19 protein-coding genes are annotated in these 24,916 nt (G+C 62.6%); 10 read left to right on the forward strand and 9 right to left on the reverse strand.

Going from position 1 to position 24,916, the window contains the following annotated elements; all coding sequences use genetic code 11:
* Nucleotides 1–33: 33 nt before the first annotated feature.
* On the reverse strand, nt 34–1,155 hold the full coding sequence (locus ACMCNM_RS16945) for an MFS transporter (protein ID WP_412765933.1): 1,122 nt from the start codon (nt 1,153–1,155) through the stop codon (nt 34–36).
* Nucleotides 1,156–1,485: 330 nt separating this feature from the next.
* On the opposite strand from ACMCNM_RS16945, the gene mexE reads away from it, so the two are divergent.
* The 5 genes from mexE to ACMCNM_RS16970 all read left to right on the forward strand — a co-directional run bounded on the left by mexE (nt 1,486) and on the right by ACMCNM_RS16970 (nt 10,293).
* Nucleotides 1,486–2,727 (forward strand): multidrug efflux RND transporter periplasmic adaptor subunit MexE, encoded by a 1,242-nt coding sequence (mexE, locus tag ACMCNM_RS16950; RefSeq protein ID WP_027593415.1) that lies wholly within the window; start codon nt 1,486–1,488, stop codon nt 2,725–2,727.
* A gap of 12 nt (nt 2,728–2,739) precedes the next feature.
* On the forward strand, nt 2,740–5,919 hold the full coding sequence (locus ACMCNM_RS16955; RefSeq protein ID WP_027593416.1) for an efflux RND transporter permease subunit: 3,180 nt from the start codon (nt 2,740–2,742) through the stop codon (nt 5,917–5,919).
* The gene (locus tag ACMCNM_RS16960; protein ID WP_027593417.1) at nt 5,916–7,331 is read left to right on the forward strand and encodes an efflux transporter outer membrane subunit; all 1,416 of its coding nucleotides are present in this window, start codon (nt 5,916–5,918) and stop codon (nt 7,329–7,331) included. Before ACMCNM_RS16955 ends, ACMCNM_RS16960 begins: the two co-directional genes overlap by 4 nt.
* Before the next feature lie 190 nt (nt 7,332–7,521).
* Nucleotides 7,522–8,577, forward strand: coding sequence for a tetratricopeptide repeat protein (locus ACMCNM_RS16965; protein ID WP_412764994.1), 1,056 nt, complete (start codon nt 7,522–7,524; stop codon nt 8,575–8,577).
* Nucleotides 8,578–8,688: 111 nt separating this feature from the next.
* The gene (locus tag ACMCNM_RS16970; RefSeq protein WP_186678170.1) at nt 8,689–10,293 is read left to right on the forward strand and encodes a response regulator; all 1,605 of its coding nucleotides are present in this window, start codon (nt 8,689–8,691) and stop codon (nt 10,291–10,293) included.
* Nucleotides 10,294–10,299: 6 nt separating this feature from the next.
* Here the strand turns inward: ACMCNM_RS16970 and ACMCNM_RS16975 are convergent, their stop codons facing one another.
* Nucleotides 10,300–12,372, reverse strand: a complete 2,073-nt coding sequence (locus tag ACMCNM_RS16975) for an ATP-binding protein (protein ID WP_412764995.1) — start codon at nt 12,370–12,372, stop codon at nt 10,300–10,302.
* Nucleotides 12,373–12,523: 151 nt separating this feature from the next.
* Between ACMCNM_RS16975 and ACMCNM_RS16980 the strand changes: the two genes are divergently transcribed.
* Nucleotides 12,524–13,213: a type 1 glutamine amidotransferase domain-containing protein gene (locus ACMCNM_RS16980; RefSeq protein WP_186703770.1), complete on the forward strand. Its 690-nt coding sequence runs from the start codon at nt 12,524–12,526 to the stop codon at nt 13,211–13,213.
* Between the two features lie 132 nt (nt 13,214–13,345).
* Nucleotides 13,346–14,152, forward strand: coding sequence for a CSS-motif domain-containing protein (locus tag ACMCNM_RS16985; RefSeq protein WP_186678164.1), 807 nt, complete (start codon nt 13,346–13,348; stop codon nt 14,150–14,152).
* A gap of 18 nt (nt 14,153–14,170) precedes the next feature.
* On the opposite strand, the gene hppD is transcribed toward ACMCNM_RS16985, so the two are convergent.
* A complete protein-coding gene (gene hppD, locus ACMCNM_RS16990) occupies nt 14,171–15,247 on the reverse strand; it encodes a 4-hydroxyphenylpyruvate dioxygenase (protein ID WP_027593423.1) in 1,077 nt (358 codons plus the stop codon).
* A gap of 302 nt (nt 15,248–15,549) precedes the next feature.
* Here hppD and ACMCNM_RS16995 point away from each other — a divergent pair, with 302 nt between their 5' ends.
* Nucleotides 15,550–17,136, forward strand: coding sequence for an EAL domain-containing protein (locus tag ACMCNM_RS16995; protein WP_412764996.1), 1,587 nt, complete (start codon nt 15,550–15,552; stop codon nt 17,134–17,136).
* A 33-nt stretch (nt 17,137–17,169) separates the two neighbouring features.
* Nucleotides 17,170–18,057, forward strand: a complete 888-nt coding sequence (rarD, locus tag ACMCNM_RS17000) for an EamA family transporter RarD (protein ID WP_099454293.1) — start codon at nt 17,170–17,172, stop codon at nt 18,055–18,057.
* Here the strand turns inward: rarD and ACMCNM_RS17005 are convergent.
* Nucleotides 18,020–19,591 carry a TerC family protein gene (locus tag ACMCNM_RS17005; protein WP_027593426.1) on the reverse strand — a complete coding sequence of 524 codons (1,572 nt, stop codon included), beginning with the start codon at nt 19,589–19,591 and terminating at the stop codon, nt 18,020–18,022. The genes rarD and ACMCNM_RS17005 overlap by 38 nt on opposite strands.
* Before the next feature lie 250 nt (nt 19,592–19,841).
* Between ACMCNM_RS17005 and ACMCNM_RS17010 the strand changes: the two genes are divergently transcribed.
* On the forward strand, nt 19,842–20,423 hold the full coding sequence (locus ACMCNM_RS17010) for a LysE family translocator (RefSeq protein ID WP_186678155.1): 582 nt from the start codon (nt 19,842–19,844) through the stop codon (nt 20,421–20,423).
* Between the two features lie 151 nt (nt 20,424–20,574).
* Here ACMCNM_RS17010 and ACMCNM_RS17015 read toward each other — a convergent pair whose 3' ends face one another.
* From ACMCNM_RS17015 to ACMCNM_RS17035, 5 genes are all read right to left on the reverse strand, one after another.
* Nucleotides 20,575–21,351, reverse strand: a complete 777-nt coding sequence (locus ACMCNM_RS17015) for a helix-turn-helix domain-containing protein (RefSeq protein WP_412764997.1) — start codon at nt 21,349–21,351, stop codon at nt 20,575–20,577.
* 10 nt (nt 21,352–21,361) lie between these two features.
* Nucleotides 21,362–21,904: a helix-turn-helix domain-containing protein gene (locus ACMCNM_RS17020; RefSeq protein ID WP_186703773.1), complete on the reverse strand. Its 543-nt coding sequence runs from the start codon at nt 21,902–21,904 to the stop codon at nt 21,362–21,364.
* A 96-nt stretch (nt 21,905–22,000) separates the two neighbouring features.
* Nucleotides 22,001–23,452, reverse strand: a complete 1,452-nt coding sequence (locus ACMCNM_RS17025; RefSeq protein ID WP_172960356.1) for a short-chain fatty acid transporter — start codon at nt 23,450–23,452, stop codon at nt 22,001–22,003.
* Nucleotides 23,453–23,525: 73 nt separating this feature from the next.
* Nucleotides 23,526–24,182 (reverse strand): CoA transferase subunit B, encoded by a 657-nt coding sequence (locus ACMCNM_RS17030; RefSeq protein ID WP_027593431.1) that lies wholly within the window; start codon nt 24,180–24,182, stop codon nt 23,526–23,528.
* Nucleotides 24,183–24,217: 35 nt separating this feature from the next.
* Nucleotides 24,218–24,916, reverse strand: coding sequence for a CoA transferase subunit A (locus ACMCNM_RS17035; protein ID WP_027593432.1), 699 nt, complete (start codon nt 24,914–24,916; stop codon nt 24,218–24,220).

Here is a 24,916-nt window from a genome sequence, read left to right on the forward strand (position 1 = left end):
GCTGGCGCTTGATCTCAAAGGGACTCAACCTTTTCAAGCGCCAGCACTTACCCGCCGCATCACCATGCCCACCAGCACCACATTGACCAGTGCCAGCAGGCACAAGGTCACCAATACCCCCATCGAGCCAAAGTGCTCAAACAGATATCCACCCACCAGCGGCGTCAGGGCCTGGCCGATCAGCGAAGGCCGCGACATGCGCCCCATCAGCAGCACATACTGCGCGGGCGGCATCATTGCCAACGGCAACAGCCCGCGCACGATCGCTCGCAAGCCGTTACCGCAGCCGAATACCAGCAGGCCCACGGCCGTGGCCGCCGGCACCAGCGTCACCAGCAGCAAGCCCACCAGCACCAGGCTTACCCAGGCCAGCGCCGTCCAGATCGGGTGACGCTTGCCCGCCAGAATCTGCAGCACCCGCGAGGCCACCTGGCTGGGGCCGAGCATCGCCGCCAGGCCGATCGCCACCGGCAGCGAATGCCCAAGGCCCTGGAGCACGGCGACCAACTGCACGGCAATCGCCGTCATGATGATCGCGCCAATGGCGAACATGCCGGTCAACAGCAGGTAGAGCTGGCGATCTACCCCGACTGCAGCGCTGTTCTGCTGCGACTTGCGCACCTCGACCTGCCCGCCTGGCGGCAATACACGCCAATACAACGGGGCTACCACCAGTAGCAGCACGACCGCATAACACACGCAGGTCATGCGCCAGCCCAGGTGCTCGATGGCCAAGGCTACGGTCGGCCACGACAGGGTCGAGGCAAAGCCGGCAATCAAGGTGATGCCAGTGATAGCTTTGCCAGCACCCTCGCCATACAGGCCGCCCAGGGTCGAGAACAGGGCCTCGTACAGCCCCATGGCCATGCCCACACCGATCACCGCCCAGGCCAACAAGAACACCAACAGGCTGTGGCTGGCAGCCATGATCAGCAGGCCCACTGCAACCACCGCACCACTGGCCGCCATTTGCGGGCGGCCGCCGTAGCGGGCGACCAGGCGGCTGGACAACGGGGCGCACAGCGCCGAGACCATCAGGCTCAGCGACAACGCGCCGTACACCCACTGGCTGGGCCAGCCAGTGTCACGGCTGATCGGGTCGGCCATCACGGCCATGAGGAAGAACGAACCGCCCCAGACCAGGATTTGCAGGATGCCCAGGCAGACGATGCCGAGGGGCCTGGGGAATTGGGGGGTGCTTTTCACTACGAGGCCTTGAGTCACATACGAGGGTGCCTGCACCGGCCCTTTCGCGGGGCAAGCCCGCTCCCACAGGAAATGCGCCACCTTAAGCATTGACACGGTTGCTGTGGGAGCGGGCTTGCCCCGCGAAAGGGCCGACAAGGGCACCCTACCATGCCCAGCATCGATGAAATATCCCGACATATCATTCAGCGTGATAATAACCTTCGCCCCGTTCGATTCGTGCCTCACGCGCAAGACACTCACACTCCGCCCACTACTAATACATTGGCGGAGTTCTCCATGGAACAATCACTCAAACCCTTGCGCTTTCCACTCGCTGCCCTGGCAGTCGTAGTGCTCAGCGCTTGCGGTCGAACCCCCGACGCCGTGCAGGCGCCCGCCGCGCCCAAGGTCAGCGTGGCCAAGGTGATCGAGCAGCCGATCAACGAATGGGACGAGTTCACCGGCCGCCTCGAAGCCCCAGAAACCGTCGAAGTGCGGCCACGGGTCTCGGGCCAGATCGACCTGGTTGGTTTCACCGAGGGCGCGCAGGTCAAGAAAGGCGACCTGCTGTTCCAGATCGACCCACGCCCGTTCCAGGCAGAGGTCCGCCGCCTCGAAGCCCAACTGCAACAAGCCAAGGCTACAGCCATTCGCAGCGCCAACGAAGCCCGCCGCGGCGAGCGCCTGCGTGACAGCAACGCGATCTCCGCCGAGCTTGCCGAGTCGCGCAGCAGCGCCGCCGCCGAAGCCCGCGCCGGGGTCGATGCGATCCAGGCCCAACTCGACCTGGCCCGCCTGAACCTGAGCTTCACCCGCGTGACCGCGCCCATCAGCGGCCGGGTCAGCCGTGCCCAGTTCACGGCCGGCAACATCGTCACCGCCGACGTCACCCCGCTGACCAGCGTGGTCTCCACCGACAAGGTCTACGCCTATTTCGACGCCGACGAGCGCGTGTACCTCAAGTACACCCAGCTGGCGCGTGAAGGCCAGCGTGGCCAGGCCACCCCGGTGTACCTCGGCCTGACCAACGAAACCGGCAACCCGCACCTGGGCCAGATGAACTTCGTCGACAACCAGGTCAACCCGCGCACCGGCACCATCCGTGGCCGCGCCGTGTTCGACAACCGCGACGGCCAGTTCACCCCTGGCCTGTATGCCCGCCTGAAGCTGGTCGGCAGCGCCCAGTACGACGCCGTGCTGATCAACGACGAAGCCGTCGGCACCGACCTTGGCAAGAAGTTCGTGCTGGTGATGGACAAGGACAACAAAGCCGCCTACCGCGCGGTAGAGCTAGGACCGAAGCTAGAAGGCCTGCGCATCGTGCGCAGCGGCCTGGCCAAGGACGACCGCATCGTGGTCAGGGGCCTGCAGCGTGTGCGCCCAGGCTCCACGGTAACCCCGGAAGACACCCCGATGGCCAGCGAGCAGACCCTCGCCGCCCTCGCCCAACAGCGCCAGGCCCTGGAGGCCAGCAACCCGGCGCCGAAGGTAGCGGGCGCCACTGTAAAAGTCGCCAGCGCCCAAGCGCCACGCGGTTAAGGGACCACACCGATGAACTTCTCGAAATTCTTCATCACCCGGCCGATCTTTGCGGCGGTACTGTCGCTGGTACTGCTGATCGCAGGGTCGATCTCGCTGTTCCAGTTGCCGATCAGCGAATACCCCGAGGTAGTGCCGCCTACAGTGGTGGTGCGTGCCAACTTCCCGGGCGCCAACCCCAAGGTGATCGGTGAAACGGTCGCCGCGCCGCTGGAGCAGGCCATCACCGGCGTGGAGAACATGCTGTACATGTCCTCCCAGTCCACCGCCGATGGCAAGCTGACGCTGACCATCACCTTCGCCCTGGGCACTGACCTGGACAACGCGCAGGTGCAGGTCCAGAACCGTGTCACCCGTACCCAGCCCAAGCTGCCGGAGGAAGTGACGCGCATTGGTATCACCGTCGACAAGGCCTCGCCCGACCTGACCATGGTCGTGCACCTGACGTCGCCGGACAACCGCTACGACATGCTCTATCTGTCCAACTACGCCATCCTCAACATCAAGGACGAGTTGGCGCGCCTGGGCGGCGTGGGTGATGTGCAGCTGTTCGGCATGGGCGACTACTCGCTGCGCGTGTGGCTCGACCCGAACAAGACCGCTTCGCGCAACCTGACCGCCAGCGACGTCGTTGCGGCCATCCGTGAGCAGAACCGCCAGGTTGCGGCCGGCCAATTGGGCGCCCCGCCCGCCCCCGGCTCCACCAGCTTCCAGCTGTCGATCAACACCCAAGGCCGGTTGGTCAATGAGGAAGAGTTCGAGAACATCATCATCCGTGCCGGGGCCGATGGCGAAATCACCCGCCTGAAAGACATCGCTCGGGTCGAACTGGGCTCCAGCCAGTACGCCCTGCGCTCGCTGCTGAACAACCAGCCGGCGGTGGCGATCCCAATCTTCCAGCGCCCAGGCTCCAATGCCATCGACATCTCCGACGAAGTGCGGGCGAAAATGGCCGAGCTGAAGAAGGACTTCCCTGAGGGGATGGACTACAGCATCGTCTATGACCCGACTGTGTTCGTCCGTGGTTCGATCGAAGCGGTAGTGCACACGCTGTTCGAAGCGCTGATCCTGGTCGTCCTGGTCGTGATCCTGTTCCTGCAGACCTGGCGCGCCTCGATCATTCCGCTGCTGGCCGTGCCGGTGTCGCTGATCGGTACCTTTGCCGTGATGCACCTGTTCGGCTTCTCGCTCAATGCCTTGTCGCTGTTCGGGCTGGTATTGGCCATCGGTATCGTGGTGGACGACGCCATCGTCGTGGTGGAGAACGTCGAGCGTAATATCGGGCTTGGCCTGAAACCGCTGGAAGCCACGCAAAAGGCCATGAGCGAAGTGACCGGGCCGATCATCGCCACCGCCTTGGTGCTGTGCGCCGTGTTCGTACCTGCGGCGTTCATTTCCGGGCTTACCGGCCAGTTCTACAAGCAATTTGCCCTGACCATCGCCATCTCGACCGTGATCTCGGCATTCAACTCGCTGACCTTGTCGCCGGCCTTGGCGGCTGTGCTGCTCAAAGACCACCACGCGCCCAAGGACCGTTTCTCGCGGTTGCTGGAAAAGCTGCTGGGCAGTTGGCTGTTCGCGCCGTTCAACCGGTTCTTCGACCGTGCCAGCCACAGCTATGTTGGCGGCGTGCGCCGGGTCATCCGCTCCAGCGGCATCGCCCTGTTCGTCTACGCCGGCCTGATGGGCCTGACTTACCTGGGCTTCTCGTCCACCCCGACCGGTTTCGTGCCGGCCCAGGACAAACAGTACCTGGTTGCCTTCGCCCAGCTGCCGGACGCCGCCAGCCTCGACCGCACCGAGGCGGTGATCAAGCGCATGAGCGAAATCGCCCTGAAGCAACCGGGTGTTGCCGACTCGGTGGCCTTCCCAGGCCTGTCGATCAACGGTTTCACCAACAGCCCGAACAGCGGCATCGTGTTCACCCCGCTCAAGCCATTCGACGAGCGTAAAGACCCGAGCCAGTCGGCAGCCGCCATCGCCGCCGCGCTGAATGCCCAGTTCGCCGACATCCAAGACGCCTACATCGCGATCTTCCCGCCTCCGCCGGTTCAAGGTTTGGGCACCATCGGCGGCTTCCGCCTGCAGATCGAGGACCGCGGCAACCTGGGCTACGAAGCGCTGTACAAAGAAACCCAGAACATCATCGCCAAGAGCCACAACGTGCCAGAGCTAGCTGGCCTGTTCACCAGCTACCAGGTCAACGTGCCACAGGTCGATGCAGCCATCGACCGCGAAAAGGCCAAGACCCACGGCGTGGCGATCAATGACATCTTCGACACCCTGCAGGTCTACCTGGGCTCGCTGTACACCAACGACTTCAACCGCTTTGGCCGTACCTACCAGGTCAACGTTCAGGCAGAACAGCAGTTCCGTCTCGACGCCGAGCAGATCGGCCAGTTGAAGGTGCGCAACAACCTGGGCGAGATGATCCCGCTGGCGACCTTCCTCAAGGTCAGCGACACCTCCGGGCCTGACCGCGTCATGCACTACAACGGCTTCATCACTGCCGAGATCAACGGCGCGGCGGCACCGGGCTACAGCTCTGGCCAGGCCGAGGCAGCCATTGAAAAATTGCTCAAGGAAGAGCTGCCCAACGGCATGACCTTCGAGTGGACCGACCTGACCTACCAGCAGATCCTCTCGGGCAACACCGCGCTGTTCGTCTTCCCGCTCTGCGTGCTGCTGGCCTTCCTGGTGCTGGCCGCCCAGTACGAAAGCTGGAGCCTGCCGCTGGCGGTGATCCTGATCGTGCCGATGACCCTGCTGTCGGCCATTACCGGGGTGATCATCTCGGGTGGCGACAACAACATCTTCACCCAGATCGGCTTGATCGTACTGGTGGGCCTGGCGTGCAAGAACGCGATCCTGATCGTCGAGTTCGCCAAGGATGAACAAGCCAAGGGCCTCGACCCGCTGGCTGCGGTACTGGAAGCCTGCCGCCTGCGCCTGCGGCCGATCCTGATGACCTCGATCGCCTTCATCATGGGCGTGGTACCGCTGGTGTTCTCCTCCGGTGCCGGCTCGGAAATGCGCCACGCCATGGGTGTCGCGGTGTTCTCGGGGATGATCGGCGTCACTGTATTCGGGCTGTTCCTGACGCCTGTGTTCTTCTTCCTGATCCGCCGTTTCGTCGAACGCCGCCAGGCCCGCAAAGCTGAACGCGTTCAATCGCTGGAGAGCCACGCATGAATATGCTCAAGCCCCTGACCCCGAGCCTGTTGGCCTTGGCCCTGGCGGCCTGTGCGGTGGGCCCGGATTACAAGACGCCGACCACCGAGCCTGCCCATTTCGACACTGAAATGCAGGCCAAGGCCTACGACCGCAGCCGCTTCGAAAGCATCTGGTGGAAGCAGTTCGACGACCCGGTGCTGAACCAACTGGTGCAGGCCTCGCTCGACGGCAACCGTGACCTTCGGGTGGCCTTTGCCCGGCTGAAGTCGGCCCGTGCGATCCGTGAGGACGCCTCGAACGACCAGTTGCCGGTGGTCACCAGCCGTGCCAGCAGCGAAATCGGCAAGGGCCAGGTCCCCGGCCAGACTGAGCAGCGGGTTAACAGCGAACGCTACGACCTGGGCCTGGACATGGCTTGGGAGCTTGACCTGTTCGGCCGTATCCAGCGCCAGATCGAAGCCAGCGAAGCCCAGGAAGCCGCTGCCGCAGCCGACTTGCAGCAGTTGCAGGTCAGCCTGATCGCCGAACTGGTCGACGCCTACGGCCAACTGCGTGGCGCGCAGTTGCGCGAGAACATCGCCCTGGCCAACCTCAAGACCCAGCAAGAATCGCGCAGCATCACCGAAACCCTGCGCGATGCCGGGGTCGGCAACGAACTCGACGTGGTGCGGGCCGATGCGCGCCTGGCTGGCGTCGAGGCCACCGTGCCGCAGCTGCAGGCCGAACAGGCGCGCGCCCGCCATCGCATCGCCACCCTGCTTGGCCAACGCCCGGATGCACTGAGCGTCGACCTGTCGCCCAAGGCCCTGCCGGCGATCGCCAAAGCGCTGCCGGTGGGCGACCCTGGCGAGTTGCTGCGTCGCCGCCCGGATATCCGCAGTGCCGAACGCCAGCTGGCGGCCGCCACGGCCAACGTCGGTGTCGCCACCGCTGACCTGTTCCCGCGGGTCAGCCTTAGTGGCTTCCTCGGCTTTACCGCCGCACGCGGCTCGCAGATCGGGTCTTCGGCAGCCAATGCCTGGGGCCTTGGCCCGAGCATCACCTGGGCGGCCTTCGACCTGGGCAGCGTACGGGCCCGCCTGCGCGGTGCCAAGGCTGACGCCGAAGGCGCCCTGGCCAACTATGAGCAGCAGGTGCTGCTTGCCCTGGAAGAGTCGGCTAATGCCTTCAGCGATTACGACAAGACGCAGCAGCGCCTGCTGTCGCTGATGCGCCAGAGTGACGCCAGCCGCAAGGCTGCGGAGCTGGCGTCGATCCGTTATCGCGAAGGTACGGTGGACTACCTGGTGTTGCTCGACGCTGAACGTGAACGCCTCAGCGCTGAAGATGCCCAAGCCCAAGGTGAGGTCGAGCTGTACCGCGGTATCGTCTCGATCTACAAAGCCTTGGGCGGTGGCTGGCAACCTGAAACGGTGGCCAGCACGCGCTGATTTCACCCGCTTTATCGACTCCTTTGGTTGGTTCCTCCCCCAACCGTTTGCCCCGCTGGCCTCGGCCTGCGGGGCTTTTTTTGATGCCTTGTACGGGCTGTGACGGCCGTGGCACCGCCAAGCCTTCAGCGGTTGCATTTGCCCCCTAGCTGCCCCAAGCTCTGCCCTTCCTGCCGCCACGGACCGTCCGATGCCCAGACGCAACCGCTACCTGATCGCCTTGCTGCTGCTGATTCTGGTGTCGGCCATGATCAGCTACCTACCGCGAGACGACCAGCCGGCCCCGCCTACGCTGCCCGCGCACAGCTACGCCAAGGCCTTGCGCCAGGCCCATGAAGGCTTGCCGGGGGCAGCGCGGGTGCTGTACCAGCAGTTGCAACGTAACGACCTGGCCCCAATCCGCCGTGCGGCCCTGTATGCCGAGCTGCCCAACTACCCCTCCCCCCAGGCGCTGAAACTCGCGCGCCTGGACCTGGAGCATGCTGACCCGCTGGTACGCCGAGCCGCCATCGCCGGTATCCGCCGCCTGCTTCCCGCCGCGCAACGCAGCCTGGTGCTGGGCCCGTTGCTCGATGATGCGGATCAAAGTGTACGTTTCGCTGCCGTGGACGCCTTGCTCGGCCTCGACCCGGACGCCATAGGCCTGTACTTCGGCCCCTTGCAGGCCGCCCTTGAGCAGTATCAGCAGGCGCTGGAGCAGCAGCCAGAAGACGCCGACGCGCAGGTGCACCTGGCGCGCCTGTACCTGCACGAAAACGACTACACCCAGGCTGCTACAGCCTTGCAACGCGCCCTGCAGGTTGCACCGGGCAATCTGGACGCGCTGGCAACCCAGGTACGCCTGCTGGAGCGCCAGGGCCATCACGACGCCTCCCGCCAGGTGCTGGCCAAGGCCTTGCTGCTGAGCCCCGACTCGGCCTTTCTGCAATATGAACTCGGGCTCTGGCTCAATCGCCACGATCAACGCGAGTACGCCCTGCTGGCCTTATCGCGTGCGGTGGAGTTGGACACGGACAACGCCGACTACCGCTACTCGCTGGCAATGACCTTGCATGAGCTCGACCAGGTCGACGCTGCGCAAAAGCAGCTGGAAACCGTGCTCAATCGGCAACCGGCCAATCGCCGGGCCCGGCTGTTGCTGATTCAGTACTGGAAAGAGACCGGCCAACTGCAAAACGTCCAGGTGCTGCTGGCCGAGCTAGAGCGCCAGAACCCTGACGATCCGGTGCTGCAACAGGGCCTGTAGGCCCCGCCCCTGATTCGTTGAACCCTAAGCGGCAGCCCGTGGTCCAGTGAGTATCGAACCACTGGCGGCAGGCCAAGCCTTGGCCCTGCCCATTGTCACAGGAGCGTCGCTTTGGCCAGTTCGTTGGCGCTGGACGAACGTGCCTTGATCCTGGCACCCCCGCAACTTGCCGCGGATACCGCGCGTCTACTGGCGTCCGCTGGCATCGAGAGCCTGTGCACCCTCGACATCGCCAACCTGCACGCCTGCCTGATCGAAGGCGCAGCCTTGGTCATCATCGCCGAACAACATTTCAGCAATGGCCCGAGCGTACCGTTGCAGGGGTTTATCGACCAACAGCCCAGCTGGTCCGACCTGCCCATCTTGTTGATCATGGACTTGGCCGCCACTGCCACCCGGCCTTCTCACCCGCCTGACGGCAACCTGATGCAGTTGCTCTGCCCGCTTGATCACGGGCAAGTGCTGCAGCTGGCGCGTATCGCGCAGCGCAACCGCCGCCATCAATACCGGGCACGTGATCAGCTTTCAGCACTGCAACAGCGGATGGACGCCCGCAGCCAGGAACAGCACAGCAACGAGTTTGCCCGCACACAAATTCGCAAGATGGAAGCTGTCGGCCAGTTGGCCGGTGGCATTGCCCATGATTTCAACAACCTGCTGACCAGTATCGGCGGCAGCTTCGAACTGATCGAGCGACGCTTGAACAAAGGCCGAAGCGACAGCCTGGAAGGCATTTTGCGCATGGGCCAGGAGGCCGTGTCACGCGCAGGAAAATTGACCCATCGGCTGCTGGCCTTTTCCAGCCGGCAATCGCTGCACAGCCAGCGGGTCGACCTGCATGCACTGCTGGAGGCGAAGCGCCTGAACGCTGGCCTGACCCACTCGGTGACCCTACAACTGCACGTGCCCAACGACCTGTGGGCCGTGGAGGCCGATGATGGGCAACTGCGCGAAGCCCTCGACAACCTGCTGCTCAATGCCTGCGAAGCCATGCCCACCGGCGGCCTGCTGCGTATCGAGGCCAGCAACCAGCAGATCGAGGCCGAGCAGTTCGCCGACGGCGCCTTGAACAGCGGTGATTACCTGCGCCTGCGCATCATCGACAACGGCCAGGGTATGTCGCAGAGCACGTTGGAACATGCTTTCGAGCCGTTTTTCAGCACCAAACCCGTCGGCCAGGGCATCGGCCTTGGCCTTTCCATGGTGTATGGCTTCAGCAAGCAGTCGCATGGGCATGTCACCCTGCTGAGCAAGATCGGCCATGGCACCCAGGTCGACCTGTACTTGCCGCGGCACGTCGGCGAGGCGATGCCCAAACGCCCAGCCCTCGCACCTGCGCCTGACAGCACGGGCCACACTGTGCTGGTGGTCGAAGACGACCCGCATGTGCGCCAGTTACTGTGTCAGGCACTGAGTGAAGACGGCTTCCCTTGCCAAACCGCCGCCAACGCCAATGAAGCCCTGCAGATCCTGCGGTCGTCGCAACGGATCGACCTGTTGGTCAGCGATGTTGGCCTGCCGGGCATGAATGGGCGGCAACTGGCGGAGATCGCACGTACCTTGCGGCCACGCCTGCCGGTGCTGTTCATTACCGGGTACGCGGAAACGGCCATGGCGCGCGAGGGCTTCCTCGGCGCTGGCATGCACCTTATCTGCAAGCCATTCGAGCTCAAGCAGTTGCAGGCGCAGGTGACGCAGATTCTTGGCAAGCCCTGAACCGGTTCAACCGTCTAGCATGTGCAAAGCCTGGTTCGCTAAGTGCTCCAGCGCGAACGGCTTGAGCATCAATGCGGTGCCCGGCTGATCGAGCAGTTGGGCTTCGATCGGCTGGTCGGTGTAGCCGGTGATGAACAAAATCTTCTGCGACGGCACGATCATGCGGATTGCCTTGGCGACTTGCCGCCCGCTAAACCCGCCCGGCAAACCGATATCCGTGATTACCAGGTCAAAAGGCCCGTCATGGCGGAAGCGATCCAGCGCTGAATTGGCATCTTGAACGTCACAGATGGCAAACCCGCGTTCGGTGAGAAATTCGCGCATCAGTGCACGCAGGTTGAGTTCGTCATCGATCAACAACACGCGCTGGCCTTGCGCGCGATTAACGCTTGGCAGGCATACCAGTGGCTCTTCCGGAACCGGCGCCAGGCTACGCGGAAACAGCATGGAGACTTTTGTCCCTTGGCCTTGGGTCGACTCGATCCACACATAGCCACCCGACTGCCCGACAAAGCCATAGACCATCGGCAGGCCAAGCCCCGATCCCCGTCCCAGTGGTTTGGTCGTGAAGAAGGGTTCAAAGGCCTTGGCGACCTCAGCGGCCGACATCCCGTGGCCGTCATCCTCGACATGCAAGGCCACATAGTCGCCAGGTGGCAGCCCGTTCTCATCCGGGAAATGCGTCGCCAAGCGTTCGTTGACCGTTCTGATCCAGACACTGCCGCGCTCAAGGCACGCTTCACGGGCATTCGCGCACAGGTTGATCAAGGCATTTTCAAACTGGGTGACATCGACGCTGACAGCCCAGGGGGTGACGTCCAGCTCCCACTGCAGGCTCATTTCCGCGCCCAGCGCCTGCTGCAGCAAGGGCTCGATCAGAGACAGCTGTCGGTTGACATTCAGTGGCCTGGCATCCAGCGGCTGGTTGCTGGAAAACGCCAACAGCCGGTGGGTGAGGTTCATGGCCCGTTGCACAGAGTCTCGCGCCAGTTCCACATAGGTCTCAATGCGCTCCAGGCGCCCTTGTAGCAAGCGGCGTTGCAACAACTCGAGGCTACCACCGATGCCTGACAGCAAGTTGTTCATTTCATGGGCCATGCCGCCTGCCAGTTGGCCAACCACCTCCAAACGCTCACTGTTGCGCAGCAAGGCCTCGGACTGGCGTGTGGCTTCTTCGCGGTCTGCGGTGATGTCGCGGCCGACGGCGGTCAGTAAGTTGCCATCGAATGTAGCGGACCAGCTAAACCAGCGGTAGTGGCCGTCCTGGTGGCGCAGGCGGATATCGATCTGCTCAGCCTCCTGACCCTGCACAAAGCTGGAGACCGCCACCTGCACTTCAGCGCGGTCCGCTGGGTGGATCAGCTCCAGTATCGACATGTTCTGTACCAACGCCTCACTCCAGCCCAGGATGCGGTGCCAAGCGGGGTTGGCCGCGTGCAGCGTCAGCTCGCGAGTAACGATCATCATGGCATCACGGGACAATCGCCAGATTTGATCCCGATCGGCCATGTAGCGCTCAAGCTGTTTTTCAAAGGCCGTCGCCTGCTCGCGCCAATGATGGTGCGCCTCGTCACTGGCCTTGGTTTCGATGACCGTGTGTAGAAAACCCGCAACGCCACCCTGCTCGTCCCGAATCGGCGAGTAGCCGAGGGCACACCACAAGGGGTCGTTGACGTTGCCGCGCTCGATGCGTAGCGGCGGGTCTTCGACGAAACTCGAACGGCCTTCGAGGGCCTTGAACACCCAGGGCCCCATGCCCTGCCAGGCATCGTTCCAGAGCACGTCGAACGCCTGCCCCAATGCATCCTGGCCATCGCCCCGGAGCATCCGATAGGCGTCGTTATGGACCACGCTCAGGTCCGCCCCCCACACCACCGCACACGGGAATGGCGACACTTGCATCATGTCGACGGCAATGCGCAGCGAGGCCGGCCAGCGTGGCAGCGGCCCCAGCGAAGTACGGCCCCAATCGAATTGGGCAATGCGTTCGCCCATGGGATCAGCTGATGCTGGGTTGGGCGCCAGCAGCATGACCTGCGGCTCAGCCTCGCGCGGAGTACCGTTTGCGACCAATCTCATGACTCCAATGGCTGATGGGTGGCGACGTTGTTCACGTTAGCACAGCATGCGCTGCATTTATGGCGTACCGGCAGGTGGCAGCTATGCTGATTAGGTTTTCCACTGAGCCATGGAATAGCGGTCCCTTTAGGTTGCCGATGGGAGTGTGGTCATGAGCAAGAAGAAGATGCTGGTAGTGCTGACCAATACGGCCAAGTACCCGACCCTCAAACGGGCAACCGGGCTGTGGTTGGGCGAGGCCGTGCATTTTGTCGAAAAAGTCGAGAAGGCCGGCTACGACGTCGATTATGTCAGCCCCAGCGGCGGCTACGTGCCGATCGACCCGCACAGCCTGCAAATGGCACCTGACCTGGACTGGAAGTGGTACGACGACAAGGACTTCATGACACGTCTGGGTGCCACACTCAGCCCGGGGCTGGTCAAGGCTGACGACTATAGCGTCATCTATTACACCGGTGGGCACGGGGTCATGTACGACTTTGCCAATGACCAGCCGCTGCAAGAACTTGCGCGCAAGATCTATGAGAATAAAGGCGTTGTGGCGGCCGTTTGCCACGGCGTTGTCGGCCTTTTGAACATCAAGCTCAGTGACAACAGCCTGCTGCTGAAAGACCGTCAGGTCACCGGTTTTTCCAACATCGAGGAACAACTGGTGGAACTGGACAAGGTTGTGCCTTTTCTCACCGAAAACGAACTGGTTGCCAGGGGCGGTATTTACAGCAAGCACGATGACCCGTGGAAACCTTACGTGGTGAGCGACGATCGGCTGATTACTGGGCAAAACCCAGATTCCACTGCAACGTTGGCTGAAAAGGTACTCGCAAGACTCGAAGCAAAGTGACGGCTTACGCCTGATTACTTCATTTCTCGAAGCGCAGGCCGCACGCGGACTACATCCGACACGCAATTGATTACATAGGCTCCCAGACTACCTGCCCACCACGGGCAACCTCAGACTGGAGAACAATAGCCTATGTCGAAAATCATGCATGCCGGGCGCAGTTTGCTGGAATTGCTGCTCATCATGGCCATTGGGCTGGTGCCGGTGGTGTCCGGGTTGCTGGTCATGGTGTTTCAGCTGGAGAAAAAGCTCGAAGAAAATGCACAGATCTCCGTGCAGGAAGCGGTATTCACCATCGATAAAGTGCTGGACCGCATGCAAAGCACCGTTATCCTCGCCCAGCCTGTTGCAGGCAAGGCGTGCGCCGAAGTCCACAGCACCCTGCAGGAGCAGGTAGCCCGTGACCCCTTGCTACGCTCGTTGACCTTGGTGCGCGACCAGGAAGCGTATTGCAGCACCCACTCGGACTCCCTCGACCATCTTTCGGCCTTCGCTCAATCCGGGCAACAGGTTGAACTCGCGCTCGATTCGCCAGCATTACCCGCTACGCTGGTGACCCACTTTCAGGAACCGGGCAACAACCCGAGCGTGATCGTGACAGGCTATGCCACTGAACTGCGCAACGAACTGCGGGCTTTTCAGGATGGCCTGACACTGCTTCTGGAGTTCGGCGACCAGTACATCTGGAGCCATGGAGACAGCCGCGAACCGCATCGGCCTTCGCAGTCCGAGTATGCCCAAAGGGCGCTCTCCGAGAGGTATGGGTATGCGGTGAGGGGCGGTTATGCCAGAGGCTATACGGCGCAAGAAATCCGCCAATCGATGTTGCAGGTCCTGCCCTCGCTGGTACTGGTAGGCATCGTGACCGGCTCGATCGTCTACTGGGGTTTGTTCAGGGCGCGTCGCAACAAGCGTGGTACCGCCGCCGAAGCGGCATGACGGCGGTACCAGCACCTATCAATCGGTACTCAATACACCGCGGCGAACCTGGTCCCGTTCGATGGATTCGAACAGGGCCTTGAAGTTACCTTCGCCAAAGCCATCATCACCCTTGCGCTGGATGAACTCGAAGAATACCGGCCCAAGCAAGGTCTCCGAGAAGATCTGAAGCAGCAAACGCTTGTCGCCCTGCTCTGCAGCGCCATCGAGCAGGATGCCGCGCGCTTGCAGTTGGTCGACAGGTTCACCGTGGCCTGGCAGGCGCTCTTCGAGCATCTCGTAGTAGGTCTGCGGCGGCGGGGTCATGAAGCGCATGCCGATGCCCTTCAGGGCATCCCAGGTCTTGAGCAGGTCGTCGGTCAGGAAGGCCACGTGCTGAATGCCTTCGCCGTTGAACTGCATCAGGAACTCTTCGATCTGCCCGGCGCCCTTGGACGATTCTTCGTTGAGCGGGATGCGGATCATGCCATCGGGTGCGGTCATGGCACGCGAGGTCAGGCCGGTGTACTCACCCTTGATATCGAAGTAGCGGATCTCGCGGAAGTTGAACAGCTTCTCGTAGAACCCGGCCCAGTAGGCCATCCGCCCACGGTAAACGTTATGGGTCAGGTGATCGATGATCTTCAGGCCCGCGCCCACCGGGTTGCGGTCTACGCCTTCGATGAAATTGAAATCGATGTCGTAGATCGAGCTGCCTTCTTCAAAGCGGTCGATCAGGTACAGCGGCGCGCCACCGATACCCTTGATCGCGGGCAGGCGCAGCTCCATCGGGCCGGTTTCGATTTCGACCGGCTGAGCGCCCAGTTCCAGGGCGCGGGCATAGGCTTCGTGAGCATTGCGAACGCGGAACGCCATGCCACAGACCGACGGGCCGTGTTCGGCGGCAAAATACGAGGCGATGCTCTTGGGTTCGTTGTTCAGAATAAGGTTGATGCCGCCCTGACGGTACAGGTGCACGTCTTTGGAGCGGTGGGTGGCGACCTTGGTGAAACCGAGTATCTGGAAAACCGGCTCGAGCACGCCAGGGGTCGGCGATGCCAGCTCGATGAACTCGAAGCCCATCAGGCCCATTGGATTTTCGAAAATATCAGCCATGTTCTTGTCCTCATCTACAGCGAAAAATTTAGTGATTTCCGGGGATGTAGAACAGAACAGGCGGTGAGCACGGGATGCCACGCACGCTGCGAGCGAGGAAGCCACCAATGATCAGTTTGAACCCATGGTTTGTCATATGGACCCATTCTCGGCGGGCTTGATTCTCCCGAATGTGGAGAACCTTATTGTTGTATTCGTAACTGGATTCTACAGTGCGTAAATTGGTTTGTCGCGCTTTAGTTCGCCCGTGCCCCCGACAAACGGCTATCCTCTGCACGTTCTCTTCAACAGATTAGGCCAGTATGCCCCTCACCCGTAAAAGCCGCGCCGGCTGGAGTTGGCGCACCCTGCTGCCTTGGGCGATCGGCGTGCTCCCGGTAGCCTGCGGCCTGGGGGTGATGAATTGGCAGATTGACCGTGAACTGCATGCCAACAGCCATGCCACTGCCGCTCAGGTGATCGACCATGTCGAGCGTATTCTCGACACGGCGTCCAGTACGGCACAAGCGCTGCTGCCGTTGGCAGGCGACCCGTGCGCGCAGGTGCAACTGCCCCTGCGCGGCCAGGTCACGCGTAATGCCTTTGTGCGCTCCACCAACCTGTTCCAGCACAACACGCTCTATTGCTCCTCGCTGTTCGGTGAGTTCGATGAGGCCGTCGACGCTGGCGACTACGCCAACGGCACGCTGTGGTTGATGGATGGCAACTCGGTAACGCCGGGCCATGCCCTGCTGGTGTATCGGGCCAGCGACGGCGATCGTGGCGCGATCACTACCGTCGATGGCGACCACTTGCTCACGGCACTGCGCCTGATCGGCCCGGACGAAACGCTGCAGATCCGCGTCGGTAAGGATTGGATGGGCAAGGACGGTGCTGTCCACGAAGGCTCACCGCCCACGGCAGCGACTGCCGCGGTGACGTTGAGCTCAACCCGCTACCCGTTCAGCGTGTACGGCGGCTATGGCGCCGACAAGCAAGGCCAACTGCTACTCAGCCATTACCCCGCCCTGCTTAGCCTGCTGCTGATACTCGGCGCGGTAGCCGGGGCGGTGTGCCACTGGCAAGTCCGCCGCGCCACTTCGCCGCGCGTCGAACTGCAGCGCGCCCTGGAGGCCGACGAGTTTCTGCCGTACTTTCAGCCGGTGGTACGCAAGGGGGATTACCAGTGGGCCGGTGCCGAAGTGCTGATGCGCTGGAACCACCCCCGCGAAGGCCTGGTGCGCCCCGACCTGTTCATCCCTTACGCCGAGCACAGCGGCCAGATCGTCGCCATGACCCGCGCGCTGATGCTGCATACCGCACAGAGCCTGGCGCCGTATGCCGCGCTGCTGGAGGATGGCTTCCACATTGGCATCAACATCACCGCTGACCATTGCCGCGACCTGAGCCTGCTCGACGATTGCCGGACCTTTCTTCAGCACTTTCCGCCAGGCCGTGTGGCGCTGACCCTGGAACTGACCGAGCGCAAGCTGATCGAAGCCACGCCGGTGACCCTTGACCTGTTCGAGAAGCTGCATGAAATGGGCGTGATGATTGCGTTGGACGATTTCGGCACTGGCCAGTCGAGCCTCAACTACCTGCGCCAGTTCAAGGTCGATTACCTGAAGATCGACCAAAGCTTCGTTGCCATGGTTGGGGGTGACGCATTGTCGTTGCACATCCTCGACACCATTATCGAGCTGTCGGGCAAACTGGGCCTGGGCATCGTCGCCGAAGGCGTCGAAACCGAGACCCAGCGCGACTACCTGGCCCGGCATAACGTCGACTTCCAGCAAGGCTACCTGTTCGCCAAGCCCATGCCGGCTGAGGCGTTCCTCGAAGCGCTGGCCGCTCGCCAAGGCGTCTCGCGGTTGCCGCAGGACGCGCCCCCTGAGATCATGCGCGGCTGATCCAGCCGCCCAACTCTCCCATTCGAGGCATTCGTGTCAAAAGGCATCCTTTCATCAGTCATGGCGTCGTGCTTGTTCGCCGTGATGTACTTCTATACTTCCCTGCTCACGCCGCTCGATGGTGAGGAAATCTTTGGCTGGCGTACGCTGCTGACGCTGCCTTGCCTGACGCTGTTCATGCTGGTTTCGAAGGACTGGCAACGTGTCGGTGAGCTGCTGGGGCGGGTACGGCGCACCCCGGTGCTGCTGCTGGGGATGGTCGGTACGTCCTGGCTGATGGGGGTGCAACTGTGGCTGTTCCTCTGGGCGCCGTTGCACGGGCGTAGCCTGGAGGTCTCGATGGGCTACTTCCTGCTGCCACTGACCATGGTCTTGACTGGGCGCCTGGTCTACGGCGAGCGCCTGTCGCACTTGCAGAAAATCGCCGTGTGCTGCGCTGCGCTGGGTGTCGGGCACGAGCTGTACCAACATGGCAGCTTCGCCTGGGAAACCTTGGTGGTGATGATCGGTTACCCGATCTACTTCGTGCTGCGCCGACGCTGCCGCACCGACCACCTGGGCGGTTTGTGGTGCGACATGTGCCTGCTGTTGCCGTGGGCCCTGTACTTCGTGATCCAGGGGCCGTTGTCACCTGCGGACCTGCAGATGCACCCCGGCCTTTACGCCTTGATCCCGGTACTGGGGGCGATCAGCGCATCGGCCCTGATCGCCTACGTGTTGGCCAGCCGCCTGTTGCCGTTCAGCCTGTTTGGCCTGCTCAGCTACGTCGAGCCGGTATTGCTGGTGGGCGTGGCCCTGCTGCTGGGTGAGAGCATTGGCCCGGATCAGTGGCTGACCTACCTGCCGATCTGGGCCGCAGTGCTGGTGCTGGTGCTCGAAGGCTTCAAGCACCTGCTGCGTCAGCGTCGCCGCTCGGTATAAGCCGCACCTGGCGCACGCGCCGCTCCTCAACCGCCTCCACGGTCAGCGTCCAGCCATTCCAGGCCAGGCGATCCCCCACCATAGGCAGGCGGTCCAGCAAGCTCATCACCAGGCCCGCGAGGGTCTGGTAGTCCTCGGTAGCACGCGCGCTGAAACCGGTACGCGCCTGCACCTGGCTGAGGTTAAGGGCACCGCTGACGACAAAGCCATCTCCCTCTTCGACGATACCCGGCCCTTCTACCTCACTCGCATCCGGCAGCTCACCGGCGATCGACTCGAGGATATCGGTCATGGTCAACAGGCCGGTGAAGTCACCGAATTCGTTGACCACGAAGGCAATATGGGTCGATTGACCGCGCATCTGCTCAAGGGCGTTGAGGATGCTGAAGCTTTCCAGCAGGTTCAACGGCGCCCGGGCCATGCGCTCCAGGTCTGGCTGGCTGCCTGACAGCAATTCCTTGAGCAGCTCCTTCTTGTGCACGAAGCCCAGTGGTTCATCGATGCGGCCGTCGCGGATCAGCGGCAGGCGCGAGTACGGCGAATTGGCCAAGGCTTCGGTAATGGCTGCGGCCGGCAGCGCCAAGTCAATCACATCGACCTCGGTGCGCGCGGTCATCACCGTGCGGATCGGCCGCTCGGCAAGGTTCAGCACACCGCTGATCATCACCCGCTCACGGCGGTCGAACAGCACCTCTTCACCACCGCCCTCGACCAGGTCGGCGATTTCTTCCCCTACCTCGTCAGCCTCGACCCGACGGCCGCCCAGCAGGCGCAATACCGCATGGGCCGTGCGCTCACGCAGGGGCTTGTGCTGCTGCAGGCTGCGCTTGCGGCGCGCACGGGCCAGCTGGTTGAACACCTCGATCAGGATCGAGAAGCCGATGGCCGCATACAGGTAGCCTTTCGGGATATGGAAGCCCAGGCCTTCGGCGGTCAGGCTGAAACCGATCATCATCAGGAAGCCCAGGCACAGCATGATCACAGTCGGGTGGGCGTTGACGAAGCGGGTCAGCGGCTTGCTGGCGACAATCATGATGCCGATCGAGAAGATCACCGCGATCATCATGATCGACAGCTGCTCGACCATGCCCACGGCCGTGATCACAGCGTCCAGCGAGAACACCGCATCAAGCACCACGATCTGCGCGACGATCGGCCAGAACGCCGCGTGACGGACCGCACCGCTGGCCTGGGTGACATGCCCTTCAAGCCGTTCGTGCAGCTCCATGGTGGCCTTGAACAGCAGGAACACACCGCCGAACAGCATGATCAGGTCACGGCCCGAGAAGCTCTTGCCGAATACCTCGAACAGCGGCGCGGTCAGCGTCACCATCCACGAGATACTTGCCAACAGGCCTAGGCGCATGATCAGCGCCAGGCTCAAACCGATGATCCGCGCACGGTCACGCTGATGCGGCGGCAGTTTATCGGCCAGGATGGCGATGAACACAAGGTTGTCGATACCCAGCACCAGCTCGAGGACGATAAGCGTCAACAGGCCTAGCCAGGCCGTTGGGTCGGCTAGCCATTCCATTAGCGGGTACTCACGAGGGAAGCGTCACAAGGACAGGTAAAAGGTGGCCGAGAAGGCCAAGGACAGGGGGGTTCCGCGAAGGTGCTCATAGGTACCTGAATAGAAATTGGGTAAGAGATCCTACAATCACAGCCTGTTTTTCTGACAGTGAGAAACTATTACAAAACCTGTAACAGGGGACTTTCATTCAATACAGCTGACGCCCTGCGCCTGAAGAATAGCGTCAACTTCCACCACCTGGATTACCCCCATGAGCCTGTCTTTGTCCATGGCCGCCTTTGCGCTGGCCGCCTCGATTTCCCCTGGCCCAGTCAACATCGTCGCCCTGGGCAGCGGTGCCCGGCATGGTTTGCGCGCAAGCCTGGCGCACGTGGCCGGGGCCACGCTGGGTTTCTGCCTGTTGCTGGTACTGGTCGGGCTGGGCCTGCATGAACTGCTGTTGCGCTGGCCGCTGCTGGGGGTGCTGCTGCACGGGGGAGGTATCGCGTTTTTGCTGTACATGGCGTGGAAGCTGGCCCGCGACGATGGCCGCTTGGGCAGCGATCATGCACAGCCCGCCCCGTCTGCCTGGCAGGGCGCGGCCATGCAGTGGCTCAACCCCAAGGCGTGGTTGGCGGCGGTGGCAGGTGTCGGCGCCTACACAGGGGGCGATCAACAACTGTTGTGGTTGTTCACCTGGATCTATGGGCCGATCTGTTTCGTCTCGGTGGCCAGTTGGGCATGGGCTGGCAGTGTGATTCGCCAATGCCTGGGCAACCCACGGCGTATGCGCTTGTTGAACCGAGGGCTGGCCTTATTGCTGGTGGGCAGCGCGGTTTACCTGGTCATTTGATGCGGGTTCAAGCCTGTCAGTCAGGGCCAAAGGAGCCGCTTCGCGACCCATCGCCGGCAAGCCAGCTCCTACAGAGGTAGCGCATTTCTTGAGATTCACTCACACCTGTGGGAGCTGGCTTGCCGGCGATGGGCTGCCCAGCGGCCCTAAGTTATCGCTTGCGATAATGCCCCGGCGTCGCAGCCAAATGCCGCTTGAAGGCACGCTGCAGGTGCGCCTGGTCGGCGAAGCCCGCTGCCAGGGCCGCGTCGGCAATCGAACTGCCCTGGCGCAGTTGTGCGCGCGCACACTGCACACGCTGGTCAAGCAGGTAGTCGTGGGGCGTTAGCCCAAAACGCTGGCGAAACGCGCGGATCAGGTAGGCGCGGGACAAGCCGCAGGCTTGGCAGATGTCTTCAAGGTCTAGCGGGTCGGTACGGTGTGCACGGATGAAGGCCGCGGCGGCCTCCAGCCGAGGATGGTCCGGTTTGGGTACCCCAGGCTCGCCACCCAGCACGCTCGACAGCCTCTGGAAGAACGCCGCAAGCCGCGCTTCGCGATCCCGCAGGTTTTCGTCGAACAGGTCGGCAAACACCTGCAGCAAGGCGCTGTAGAGGGCCGGCGAGGTACTGGCAACCTGCGCCGGCAACTGGAACCCGAGCCCCTGCAACCACGCTACGTCAACGAACAGCATCAGGTAGGACCAGGCCTCGCCCTCGATGGGGTTGCAGGTGTGCACCACCCCTGGGTTCATTAGCACCGTGGTGCCCGCGCTGACTTCGATCCGGCTGTCAGCGCTCAGGTAGGTGCTGCGCCCACCGGTGATGGCGCCGATGGAAAAGCTCTCATGGGAATGGGCGGCATAACACACCTGGCGCCCGTCCCCGACCCGCCGAGCCTCGACGAAGGGCAATGCTGGATCGCGCCAGAACCGCGACACCTCGATCATCGCCCTGCCCTCATTCGCCGTTGTCGTGTACCACCACCAGCAACTGCGCTGGGCGCGGCCCGACTGAACGCAAGCGGTGAGGTGTCTGGGCGTTGAAATGCAAGGCGTCGCCCTGCTCCAGCAGCACCCGTTCGTTCATGAAATCGACCTCAACCTGCCCGGCATGGACGAACAGAAACTCCTCGCCTTGGTGTTCCTTGAACGTCGGGTCACTGAACTCGGTGGGCGGCTGAATCAGAAACGGCAGCAGGCTGCGCTGCCCTACCTGGCTGGTCAGCGCCGCATAGCCTGGCCCTTCGCCGTCGCCCACCAGCGCCTGGCGTTCAGCGTGGCGCACCAGGCTGTAACGGCTCTGCGCGGCGTGTTCTTCAGCGAACAGCTCTTCGACATTGACGTTCAGCGCCCGCGCCAGTTTCAGCGCGGCAGCGATCGACGGCGTGTTCAAGCCGCGCTCGACTTTGGACAGGTAGCTTTTGGTCATGCCGGTCTTGTCGGCCAGCACTTCCAGGGTGATACCCAGTTTCTTTCTCAGCAGTTTCAATCGGATCGACATGTGAAGCAGTTTCCCAGGCGAAGGCAGATGCAAGGCTCGCGCACACCGATGATACGTGGAGTGCGCGCGAAATGCTGGCCTTGACCGGGCAAATTCTCACGGCATCACGGGCGGCACGTACTGCAAGGTCGTGCCCAGTGCCCACAGCAGCACCAGCACCAGGGGCGCATGCACCAGCAACTGCACGAACGAGAAGCCGATCAGGTCGCGCGCCTTGAGGCCCAGTACCCCCAACAACGGCAGCATGTAAAACGGGTTGATCAGGTTTGGCAGCGCCTCGGCGGCGTTGTAGATCTGCACCGCCCAGCCCAGGTGGTATTGCAGGTCATTGGCCACCAGCATCACGTAGGGCGCCTCGATGATCCACTTGCCACCGCCCGAAGGGATGAAGAAGCCGAGCACAGCCGAGTACACCCCCATCAGCACCGCGTAGGTGTCGTGGGAGGCGATCTGCACGAAGAAGGTGGAGATGTGATGGGCCAGCGTCTGTTCGTCCACCCCTTTGACCTGTGTAAGGACCGCCGCAATCGAGCCATACAGCGGGAACTGGATCAGCACCCCGGTGGTGGTCGGCACCGCGCGGGCCACCGCATCGAGGAAGCTGCGCGGGCGCCAGTGCAACAGGGCACCCAGCATGATGAACAGGAAGTTATAGGTGTTCAGCCCGGAGATGGCCGTGATGGCGGGCTTGGTGGCGAACTCCTGATACAGCCAGCCACCGGCCAGGGCGACCAGCAGCAAGGTCAGGATGGGGCTGTACTCCAGCCACTCACCGGGCCGGCTGCGCTGGGCCGGTGGCGGCGCGGTGAAGCTTGGGTCGACACCGCATTGTTGCGCGGTACGGGCACTGCTAGGGCCTGGTGCGGTGGCATAGGCCACCACCAGCGACACGATCACCAACGCCGCCAGCAGGACGCCGGACTGCCAGAGGAAGATGGTCTCGGTGAACGGAATCACCCCGGTGATCGACAGAATCGACGGTGGCAAACTGGCCGGGTTGGCCTGCAATTGCGCCGCCGAAGACGACAGGCCCAATGCCCATACCGCGCCAAGGCCCAGGTATGCCGCAGCACCGGCTGCACGGTAATCCATGTTCAGGTCGCTGCGCCGAGCCAGGGCGCGCACCAGCAAGCCACCGAACACCAGCGACAGGCCCCAGTTGAGCAACGAGGCCAGCATCGAGATCAGCGCCACCCAGCACACGGCCGAGCGGCCGTTCTTGGGAATGCGTGCCAAACGGTCGATCAGCCGCGCGGCAGGCGGTGAGCTGGCCACCACGTAGCCACCGATGACCACGAATGCCATCTGCATGGTGAACGGGATCAGGCTCCAGAAGCCATCACCAAAGGCCTTGGCGGTGTCGGTCGGTTTGGCGCCCATGGCCAGGGCCCCCACGCACACCAGTACGACGGCCAGGGCAGCGAATACCCAGGAATCAGGGAACCAGCGTTCGGCCCAGTTGGAGCAGCGCAGGGCAAAGCGGGCGGAGCGGCTGTCTTGGATTTCAGCGGCCACGATCAACTTCCTTTTATTGGTTTTATCGGACATTTCTACAGCAACGCAAAAAACCTGTAGGGGCAGCACAAGGCTGCCCCTACAGGTTGAATGACCCGTTTGCGGGTTAGAAAGTCATTTCTTTCACATCATCCGGCACGATCAGCTTGCCGGCGGTCTTCTCGATGATTTCTTCAACGCTCACCCCCGGCGCTGTCTCGCGCAGGATGAAGGCGCCATTGTCGATTTCCAGGTAGGCCAGGTCGGTCAGCACCTTGCGGATGCAACCGGCACCGGTCAGCGGCAGGCTGCAGCGCGGCAGCAGCTTGGACTCGCCGTCCTTCGACGCGTGGGTCATGGTCACGATGATGTTGTCGGCACCGGCCACCAGATCCATGGCACCGCCCATGCCCTTGACCAACTTGCCGGGGATCATCCACGACGCGATGTTGCCTTGCACATCCACTTCGAAGGCGCCGAGCACGGTGAGGTCGACGTGGCCACCGCGGATCATGGCGAACGATTGCGCCGAATCGAAGATCGACGCGCCACGGCGGGCGGTGACGGTCTGCTTGCCAGCGTTGATCATGTCGGCATCGATCGTGCTCTCGGTAGGGAATTCGCCCATACCGAGCAAGCCGTTTTCCGACTGCAACATCACATCCATGTCAGCGGGTACGTAATTGGCCACCAAGGTCGGGATGCCGATGCCGAGGTTGACGTAGTAGCCGTCCTTCAGTTCACGGGCGACGCGTTGCGCCATCTGTTCGCGGGTCAGTGCCATGGTCAGGATCTCTTTGTTGTTCTGAAGGATGGCGCTCAGGCCTTGACGGTGCGCTTTTCGATACGCTTTTCGAAGGTGCCGACAATCACGCGGTCAACGAAAATACCCGGGGTGTGGATCTCGCTGGGCAGCAGCACGCCCGGTTCGACGATCTCTTCCACTTCGACCACGGTGATCTTGCCGGCCGTGGCCGCCAGCGGGTTGAAGTTTTGCGCAGTGTTGCGGTACACCACGTTGCCGTAGTGGTCGGCCTTCCAGCCCTTGACGATGGCGAAGTCGCCGGTGATGGACTCTTCGAGAATGTAGTGGCGGCCCTTGAATTCACGCACCTCTTTGCCATCGGCGACCGGGGTGCCGTAGCCAGTGGCGGTGTAGAACGCCGGGATGCCAGCGCCACCGGCGCGCATTTTTTCGGCCAGGGTGCCTTGTGGGGTCAGTTCGACTTCCAGCTCACCACTGAGCAGTTGGCGTTCGAATTCGGCGTTTTCGCCGACATAGGAGGCGATCATCTTGCGGATCTGCCGGTCTTGCAGCAATACGCCGAGGCCGAAACCGTCGACACCGCAGTTGTTCGACACCACGGTCAGGCCCTTGACGCCACGGCGCTTGATCTCGTTGATAAGGTTTTCCGGGATGCCACACAGGCCAAAACCACCGGCCAATACCGTCATGTTGTCGGTCAGGCCGTCGAGGGCCTCTTCATACGTTGCTACGCGCTTGTCCAGTCCGGCCAT

The organism is Pseudomonas sp. NGC7 (genome assembly GCF_047159675.1).
Taxonomy (GTDB): Bacteria; Pseudomonadota; Gammaproteobacteria; order Pseudomonadales; family Pseudomonadaceae; genus Aquipseudomonas; species Aquipseudomonas kermanshahensis.